Consider the following 9,048-nt stretch of genomic DNA (forward strand, 5'->3'; position numbering starts at 1 on the left):
TACTAACTGTGAATTCTAGGTTCTGGATGCAAAGTCGCCAGCAACTCGCTTTCGACAATTGCCAATTCATCAAGCCGTTGCATGACAATTTCTCGGTCGAAATAAGTAGCAGCTAAAACCCAATATATACCGTAGTGTCGCGCTTCGGATGCCATTAGCCCACGATAAAATTTTGCTAACTCTGGCTCTGGACAGTGAGCAGCTAATAATCCCAGGCGTTCGTGAGAGCGAGCTTCTATTAAACCAGTTACTAGTAAGGAATCCAGAAATCGCTCAGGTTCTTTGGGGCGGACTTGAGCTTTTAAACCTGCGCCGTAGGGAGGCGGTGGTAAGGGAGCTAGGGGAATATTCCGGCGTTCTAACCATTGGTTAACTAGCTCAAAGTGTTCTAGTTCTTCGCGGGCGATCGCAGTTAGTTCCCGTACCATCTTAGTATTGGAAGGGTAACGAAACATCATGTTTAAGGCCACGCCCGCTGCTTTGCGTTCACAGTGGGAGTGGTCGAGTAAGATGATGTCTAAGTTAGCGATCGCTTGTTCAACCCAAGCAGAGGTTGTGGGCTGTTTTAGGGCATTGATAGTCGATAATTGAGTAAGCACAAAGTCACAAAACTCCAGAATTTAAATTTGGCTGAGTACCCTAACAAATTGATTTTAATCGTGGATGGGGCAATTTGTTGCTTTTATACCTTTTGCCCTCTCTCTTAGTCAGCACGTCATTGATTACCAAAAGCTGAAAATATCATCTAAATGGCTCTTATTTGCTGGCTTGTCCACGCACGAAATGCTTTCATTGTCGCATTCCTGCCATTGGTTTTACTCAACATCAAATATTCGGGAATCACTTTGCAAAATTGAGATGCTCCAATAATATTGGAGTAGCTCTTTTTCTGTTTTTGTTAACTCAATTTTCACATATTTACAGAGATATAGGACTCATATTTGATTTCTGAAAAAACTCAGTACAACTAAGAAGCCTTCTTGACTGTTGCCTATTGTCTATTGCCTATTGCCTGTCTACGCAAATTAGTTCAGAAATCAAAGCGGATTCCTATAGATAAAATTGGATATTCCATATTCAGATAAGTAGTGCTTAAAAGTTTGCACTTCCTCTATAATTTCCTGAATATGTCTTTTGAGAGCTATTCTTGACGGAAAATAATTACAAAACTGGTCTGCAATGCCTAGCAAAGTTACTGAAGTGTGATTTTCTATCCCTCTTCTAAGAAACCAGATTTTCTGAGGGCTATATGTTAACTGAAAGGAGTTGAAGCAAGTTTAATTCGCCGCTGTTTGGGCTTCTTGATAAATTATTTCTTGAAACTGGATCATATCTTTTTGTGGATCGGCGTGGCTAACTTTCACTACTATCTGTTCGCCCAAATTCACAGAACGTTTGAAAGTCATTGGTAACTGCAAACCCAAATCTTCTAACAAAATTAAGGCTAAGTTGCTGTCTTCCCGCAGCCACATCAACACTGTCACATCCCAGGTTTCCTCTGGATGACGGCGTAAATACTCTAGAGCATAATATCTATTAGTTTGCCGTTCCACCATCGTCAACTCTTGGGTGATGCTGGTTACATTCATCATCACTTCTTTAAGTTGTTCTGCGGAAAATGGTAAAACTTCGCCCCGCAAATGAGCTTTCAGTTGGAAGTGGGTAAGCAAGTCACTGTAGCGACGAATGGGAGAGGTTGCTTGGGTATAAGTATCCAAACCCAAACCAGCATGACGCAGAGGCGTAATGCTCATTTCACTCTTGGGCATACAACGACGCATGGCGCAGGCGCGAACGAATCCAGCCGGAAGTAGGAGTAATTCTTCGTCTGGGGGTAATTCCGGTTGCGGCTGACCGCGAAAAGGCAAAGGTATGTTGTGAGCTTTACCATAACGAGCCGCAACTTCACCGGCAACAATCATCATTTCTGCTACCAGTTGCCGCGACGGGGAATCGTCCAAAATATCAATGTTGATCTCGTCACCTTTGACTTTGATCGTTGCTTCGGGCATGGTGATGCTAATTGCCCCTTGGGCGTAGCGCCAAGCTTTGCGCCGCTGTGCCCAAGTAGCGATCGCTGCAATTTCTGGTTCTGCTTGTACTCGTAATTGCAGCATTTCATCTACATCTTCGTAGGTGAGGCGATAAGTCGGCTTAATCAAGCTGGTATGAATGCTGTAATCTTCTACTACCCCAGTACTACCTAAAATAATCCCGAAACTGAGGGCGCAACAAACCTTTCCCTGTATCAGACTCATTGGCCCAGTTGCCAATACCTCTGGAAACATGGGAATCATCCCCGTAGGTAAATAGACTGTACTACCCCGCTTTCTAGCTTCCAAATCTAATTCATCTTCCGGCACTAACCATCTAGTAGGATCGGCGATATGCGCCCAAATCCGTTCCCGTCCATCGGGGAGTACTTCCCAACTTAGACCATCGTCGATCTCTGTGGTAGTTTCATCATCAATGGTGTAGACCTTCAGATGAGTCAGATCCAGGCGGTTTGCATCTGAGTCAATCGGCGGGAAATCCAAACGCTGTTGCGCCACTTCTAATACCTTATTAGGAAACTGAATCGGAATTGAAGAACGACGCAGGAACAAGTTTTCATAAGGACTCCACCAACCCAAATCTACCAGCAGTTGAAAGGCTCCTTGGGGTGTTGTGGGTCGTCCCAGCATGGTCATAGTTTCTAATACCGGAGCGCTTGGCGGATAAGCACGAGCCAAGGAGTCATAATTTACTCCCGTTCGCACAGTGTCAGCAAGTAGCGCTGCGTATTTTTCTAGTCCTTCTAAGCGCTGGCGATCGTGGCGCTGCCATTCTACTGCTTCACCCTTGAGCGCCTGCTCTACACGAATTAAAAATTCCTGCTGTCCCTTAGCTTTGAGTGCCTCTACTTCCAGTTGGTGCTTGCGTTCTGCCACTTGAGAAGCAGTTCGGGCTTCATAAGCGTCTCCTTTTTGCTTGAAATAAAGTTTGTCGTCTGATAACAAGCAATAGGCGGCGTAACAATGAGGCGCGGCTGATTCCGAAAATAGCAAATTTGCCATCAGGTTTGGGGTGACTGTTTCCCCATCCTCAACCAGTAATTCCCAAGCTACCTCTAAGCTAGATGGGTCTACATAAGGCTTGACCTGTTCCAAAAAGCTGGCAATGTCAGAGGGCTTGTAAGTCTGTCCGGTAACTGTATAAGTTATTTGTCTAGGCGCGAGGCTGTGGGATTGACCACGTTCGTCTACCACAAACCAGCGGGTTTTACCGTCTGGACGTTCTACGATGCCCAGACGGCGATCGCCTTGAACCCTAAATTCAACTAGCGTCCCCTTCTCCACAACTCTCGCACTTTAATTTGGTGAACAGTTTAATTAAATAGTTTTAAGTTAGGAGTTAGGAGTTAGGAGTTTTGATTCTTAACTCATCACTCATCACTCATAACTCATCACTCTTTTTAGCCTTCCGCATTGATAAATGGCAACAAAGCCACAATCCGCGAACGCTTAATTGCTAATGTCAACTCTCGCTGTTGCTGAGACGTAAGCCCAGTAATCCGACGTGGCAATATTTTACCCCGCTCGGTGACAAACTTACGCAATAAATCAACATCTTTATAATCGATTGGTTCTCCTGGTTTGATTGGAGAAAGGCGACGACGGAAATAACTCATCTCTACTTAATTTCCTTGTGAACAGTATGTTTGTTGCAGTGGGTGCAGAACTTTTTCAGTTCTAGCCGGTTAGTGGTGTTGCGGCGATTCTTGGTACTGGTATAACGTGAAACACCAGCAGAACGCTTATCTGAATTTGTCCGACACTCGGTACACTCTAGTGTCACAATAATGCGGGCACCTTTACTCTTAGCCATAATCTTACAAACAGTGAAGCCTGAAGAGAATTAACACAAATGACTATCTTCTCACATTCTGCCGCATATTTTCAACTAATCTTTTGATTTTTATATCGAGCGAGTAGCCACGACGCGACGAAACGATGAAAGTTCCACAATAGCGATCGTGTAAAGCCTGCCGCATCTGGGCATCAGATAAGGCAGTCCCACAATCAATTGCTAGGGGAAGTACTAGCAGTATAGCAGTGGGATTGGCTCTAATATTGCTCAGGGCAATTGATACTAAAAGCGCACCCAAGCCGATGATTGTCTCTCGCTTCACCAGTGAGAGTAAATCTGGAATTCTGCCCATTACTTCCCCATCTTCGACTTCCAACACCTTTAAGTCGAACGCCCAACGCCCTAAACTTTGCCCTTGATTGTTGTATACTACCAGCACCCGCAAAACCAGCCAAAGTATGATAAAAACTAGAATTTGTACAAATTGAATACCGATATCGCCGCCTCCCAGTAGGGAACTGACTAACCAGACACCAAGGAAATCAAGTCCCAATGCCATACCTCGCCGCCCAATCTCAGCCTTGGGATAGTGTTTTTGGGGAAGTCGTTCGATAGTCATACAAAATAGGTATTTTTAGTTAGGGGTTGGGAAATAATTGCTCCTGTTTTTAATATTAAGGTGATGATTTGGGTTTGGCGTTTAAACTGTTATACATAAAAGTTCCATAGTTAGAGCGGGCAAGAACCCACCCACAAGAGTCTGTTTTTGGGAAATTTTGTATTGTTGTAGAAAATTAATTTTAATTAACTTGGGAGTTGTATCATGATACATCTGTTTGCTAAAACAGCTATTGGTATGGTGACGACTACTGCTTTAGCGTTAGCGATCGCCATAAGCACTAAAGACCTAGCTCACGCTGCTGAGTTCAACTTTAGCTGGGAAGGAGACACTGGTTATTCAGCTAAAGGTTCATTTAACTACGATACAAAAACTGCTCCTAGCGTTATTTCTGAAGCAGGTTTGGGAGCTACGAAGAACTTGCAATCTCTCTCAATTTCCTTCTTTGATCCATTGAGTAATCTCATAAATAGTTTCACTCCAGTGCTTAGTGGTGTATCCAACTACGGCTATTTGAGATTCAACTTTGATAACACTACTCAGCAAATCTTTGGCCCCTTTGATGTTGGCAAGGATGATGAGCTTCCTGGTGACACATGGCTTAATAATAATCTCGCACTTATAGATGAAGGTTTTAGTGATGAGGTTCTAACTAAAGAATTTGGTTTTAACAATAGAGATGCAGCAGGCACAAAGCAAATACTAGATTTAAGTAACAATTCGGTTCAGGTATCCAAAGTCCCCGAAGGAAGCATAATTGTAGGTTTGCTAGCAGTGTGTAGTTTGGGATTTATCGCTCATAGAAATCTAGATAAAGCTACCCAAGAGTAGACTCAGTGTTACTTTACAGGGATAAAGGAAAAAGTCGGAGGCGATCGCTATGTTATCAGTCGGCGATGCAGAAGCAATTATTTTAAATTTTGTGCAGCCGTTGGATCATCAGCGGGATACTGAAGTTGTAGATTTATTCGCAGCCGATAGTCGGATTTTGGCAACACCTGTCACCAGTCCGTTAGATTTTCCCCATTGGGATAATTCGGCAATGGATGGCTACGCAGTTCGCTACGAAGATGTACAGCACTCTAACGCCGAACAACCAGCCGTTTTAGAAATTGTTGAAGATATTCCGGCTGGGTATCAGCCCAAGTCTACGATTCAAACAGGGCAAGCGGCGCGAATTTTTACAGGTGCGGTGATCCCAGCAGGTGCAGATACTATAGTTATCCAAGAGAAGACACGTCGGGAGGAAAACCGCGTATTCATCCTGGATGCACCAAAACCGCAAGAATTTGTCAGACACAAAGCATCTTTTTACCAAGCTGGAACACAACTATTACCAGCAGGAATTAAGTTAAATTCCCCAGAAATTGCTGTATTGGCAGCAGCACAATGTCCAAAATTAAGTGTTTACCGCCGTCCGCGTGTGGCAATTTTTTCCACTGGTGATGAGTTGGTGACAGTTGATCAACCGCTGCAATCAGGGCAAATTGTGGATTCTAATCAGTATGCACTGGCAGCTTTGGTGAGACAAAGTGGCGCAGAACCGTTGATTTTAGGCATTGTGAAAGATGATCCAGTTGCTCTGGAGAAAGTCATTACCCACGCAGTTGCGATCGCTGATATAGTTCTTTCTTCTGGTGGCGTCTCAGTGGGAGATTATGACTACGTTGACACAATTATCGAATCGCTAGGAGCAAAAATTCACATTCGCGCTGTGGCAATGAGGCCAGGGAAACCCCTCACTGTCGCCACTTTCCCCAGTAGAAACGCGATTAATCCTACAGACGCGATGAATCGCGTCTCTACAAACTCCCCACTTTATTTTGGTTTACCAGGAAACCCTGCGGCTGTGCTGGTGACATTTTGGCGGTTTGTGCTACCAGCAATTAAGAAACTTTCGGGAATTACTGAAAATTGGGAACCAGTGTTTTTGAAAGTGCGATCGCATGATGAATTGCGATCGGATGGTAAGCGTGAAACTTACCTTTGGGGGAAATTGCATTTAATTAATGGAGTTTACCAATTTCACAAAGCTGGCGGTAGTCATAGTTCTGGCAATTTAATTAATTTAGCCCAAACCAATGCCTTAGCTGTTCTTCCAGTGGGTAAAACACTAATTTACCCACAAGAAGAGATACAAGTTTTGCAGCTTAGTAGTGGGGAGTGAGGGAGCAAGGGAGGTAGGGAAAGAAAAACTCATTGATTATTGCCAATGCCCAATGCCCAATGCCCAATGCCCAATCTTAAAATATCTGCTCAAAAGCCTCAATTAAGCTGTTAACTTCATCCAGGGTGTTGTAATGTACCATACTCACCCGGACTATTCCACCTTGCGATGCTAACCCCAAGTATTCAATGAGCCGTTTGGCATAAAAGTCTCCGTAGCGAATTCCAATAAAATGTTGGTCAATTTTTTCTGGAATAGTTGAACTATGTATTCCATCTACTATAAAAGATATAGTCGGCACACGAAATTCACGATCAGCCTTTGATTGACCAATCACTCGTACATTAGACTTGCCGTTGAGGTAATTTAGGAGGCGATCGCTAATCTTTTCTTCATGTAGGCTAATTAAATCAAACGCCTGCACCATTTGATTTCTCAAATCAGGTGCAGTTTCATTGCCATAGTGCAGTTGTGCTAATTCACTCAAGTAATCACATAAACCTAACATTCCATAACTTAATTCAAAATTGACATTACCTAACTGAAATTTATAAGGTATATCTGTCTGTTCAATAAAATAATGGTTAAGACCAGGCAATCTTAATAAATGTTCTTCTTTGCCATAAAGTAAGGCATGATGTGGCCCATAGACTTTATAACAACTCAAAGCATAGAAATCTACATCCAAATCTTGAACATCAACTAATCTGTGGGGTGCATAAGCTACACCATCTACACAAATCATCGCGTTGCGATCGTGTACAAATGCAGCAATTTCTTTAATTGGGTTGATGGTTCCCAGAACATTAGAAGCATGAGTCAAAGCTACTAGTTTGGTACGCTGACTCATCAATGGTTCTAAATCTGCTAAATGAAGTTTCAAGGTGTCTGGACGGATTTGCCACACTTTCACCTTCATTCCTTGTTTTTCAAGAGCGACCCAAGCACCAATATTAGCCTCATGGTCACAATTAGTAACAATAATCTCATCGCCAGGTGTGAAGGTTTGACCCAAACAAATTGAGAGAACTCTCAACATCATTGTAGTAGATGGGCCCATGACCACTTCTTTAGAAGAATTGGCATTAATGAAACTAGCCATTCCCCTAGTTGCTAGGGCTAATCGTTCTCCTGCAAGTTGAGAAACCCCATACGAAGCTCCCAACTGGACATCTGAACTTAAGAGAAATTCACTAATTCTATCTACTACTTTTTTCAGAGTTTGTGACCCGCCAGCATTATCAAAAAAAGTCCATTCACCAGCTAGAGCAGGAAAATATTGACGGACTTTATCAAGATTCAGGAGCATAGTATTATAAGTCCTCTAGAGAATGTTCTTTACCCTAGCCTAGCTTTTGGCAAGTTGCCTAGATGTGCCAGCCTTCTTGCTCTGTAACAATCTATCTAGAGAGGGTATACTTGGAACCCCAAAGAGTATACTACTTATATATCTAACTTCCAGCAAGGATTAATGTCTTGATTCTTCACAATTCTCGCCAATTTTATTTGATAAGTTTAAGGGAGAGTCAAAGCAGCTATTGTTTTGATTCTTAATTCCTTGATTGAAAACAAAGGAACGACCTATGAACACTACCGTTACATACGACATTGAGGTTATCAAGGAAGAAGCACTTCAACTTGTCAAAAAGGGACTTATTAACCGTCAGCAGCCAATTTATACCCTCTGTAAATATATTCCTCATCGTGACTGGGTTAATTTTGAACTTGAGTTAGAAAAAAACGAATTTCTACTCAGAGATAGAATTATCGACCTACTGAATCACGAATCGTGGGAAGACGATTATGGCTGCATTTAGAGGCTGAACCCCCATTAGCAGCATCCCAATAAAATCAAAATTACAAATCAATTTTTCAGCATTAACAACCCTCGCATTCAGTCGGGGGTTATAAATAAGAGATTATTAAAGTAAGCAATAATTGTCTATTAGTGATTACAGTGTACACAAGTCTTTTAGAGGATGTTTTAAAAGTCTTCTAGTCGGTAGCAAAACGTTTTAGATCCCCCTAAATCCCCCTTAAAAAGGGGGACTTTTAGAGATTTTCCCCCTTTTTAAGGCTACGGTGTACACACAAGTCTGAAATAGCGGATTAACCAAGTTTTTACCCCACCCTAACCCTCCCCTTGCAAAGGGGAGGGAACTGGATTTTCTATTTCCCCCCTTGGCAAGGGGGGATTAAGGGGGGTAATTAGACTTATATGTACACCGTAGCCTTTTTAAGGGGGTTGGGGGGATCTAAAAGTGCCTAAAATTACAGCCAACCACTTTTAAAACATCCTTTTAGAAGTAAACCCAGAATCCGGTCGCGTAGTTCTAACTGCTGGGAATACGGTTTATTTTATACTAGTAGTGTTAATAGCTCCTCCATCCACGCGGCGTTAGTATTGGTGTAG

9 protein-coding genes are annotated in these 9,048 nt (G+C 42.7%); 3 read left to right on the forward strand and 6 right to left on the reverse strand.

All coding sequences use genetic code 11. The features are described 5' to 3' along the window. Nucleotides 1-2: 2 nt before the first annotated feature. The 5 genes from HUN01_RS07210 to HUN01_RS07230 form a co-directional block, all read right to left on the reverse strand. Nucleotides 3-599 (reverse strand): MiaE family protein, encoded by a 597-nt coding sequence (locus tag HUN01_RS07210; RefSeq protein WP_181930698.1) that lies wholly within the window; start codon nt 597-599, stop codon nt 3-5. 678 nt (nt 600-1,277) lie between these two features. Continuing rightward, complete coding sequence (locus HUN01_RS07215; protein WP_181930699.1) at nt 1,278-3,338, reverse strand: ribonuclease catalytic domain-containing protein; 2,061 nt, start codon at nt 3,336-3,338, stop codon at nt 1,278-1,280. Between the two features lie 116 nt (nt 3,339-3,454). Then, complete coding sequence (gene rpsR / locus HUN01_RS07220) at nt 3,455-3,670, reverse strand: 30S ribosomal protein S18 (protein WP_012411240.1); 216 nt, start codon at nt 3,668-3,670, stop codon at nt 3,455-3,457. Nucleotides 3,671-3,672: 2 nt separating this feature from the next. Continuing rightward, on the reverse strand, nt 3,673-3,867 hold the full coding sequence (gene rpmG, locus HUN01_RS07225; protein ID WP_094333178.1) for a 50S ribosomal protein L33: 195 nt from the start codon (nt 3,865-3,867) through the stop codon (nt 3,673-3,675). A 43-nt stretch (nt 3,868-3,910) separates the two neighbouring features. Further along, the gene (locus HUN01_RS07230) at nt 3,911-4,468 is read right to left on the reverse strand and encodes an RDD family protein (protein WP_181930700.1); all 558 of its coding nucleotides are present in this window, start codon (nt 4,466-4,468) and stop codon (nt 3,911-3,913) included. Between the two features lie 204 nt (nt 4,469-4,672). Between HUN01_RS07230 and HUN01_RS07235 the strand changes: the two genes are divergently transcribed. Both HUN01_RS07235 and HUN01_RS07240 read left to right on the forward strand, forming a co-directional pair. Beyond that, nucleotides 4,673-5,299, forward strand: coding sequence for a PEP-CTERM sorting domain-containing protein (locus tag HUN01_RS07235; protein WP_181930701.1), 627 nt, complete (start codon nt 4,673-4,675; stop codon nt 5,297-5,299). 49 nt (nt 5,300-5,348) lie between these two features. Next, nucleotides 5,349-6,635 (forward strand): molybdopterin molybdotransferase MoeA, encoded by a 1,287-nt coding sequence (locus HUN01_RS07240; RefSeq protein ID WP_181930702.1) that lies wholly within the window; start codon nt 5,349-5,351, stop codon nt 6,633-6,635. Nucleotides 6,636-6,711: 76 nt separating this feature from the next. On the opposite strand, the gene HUN01_RS07245 is transcribed toward HUN01_RS07240, so the two are convergent. After that, on the reverse strand, nt 6,712-7,944 hold the full coding sequence (locus HUN01_RS07245; RefSeq protein ID WP_181930703.1) for a cysteine desulfurase-like protein: 1,233 nt from the start codon (nt 7,942-7,944) through the stop codon (nt 6,712-6,714). Between the two features lie 274 nt (nt 7,945-8,218). Between HUN01_RS07245 and HUN01_RS07250 the strand changes: the two genes are divergently transcribed. Then, entirely contained in the window at nt 8,219-8,452 is a 234-nt protein-coding gene (locus HUN01_RS07250; protein WP_181930704.1) for a DUF4327 family protein, read from the forward strand. Nucleotides 8,453-9,048 lie beyond the last annotated feature (596 nt).

It is taken from the genome of Nostoc edaphicum CCNP1411, from assembly GCF_014023275.1.
Taxonomy (GTDB): Bacteria; Cyanobacteriota; Cyanobacteriia; order Cyanobacteriales; family Nostocaceae; genus Nostoc; species Nostoc edaphicum_A.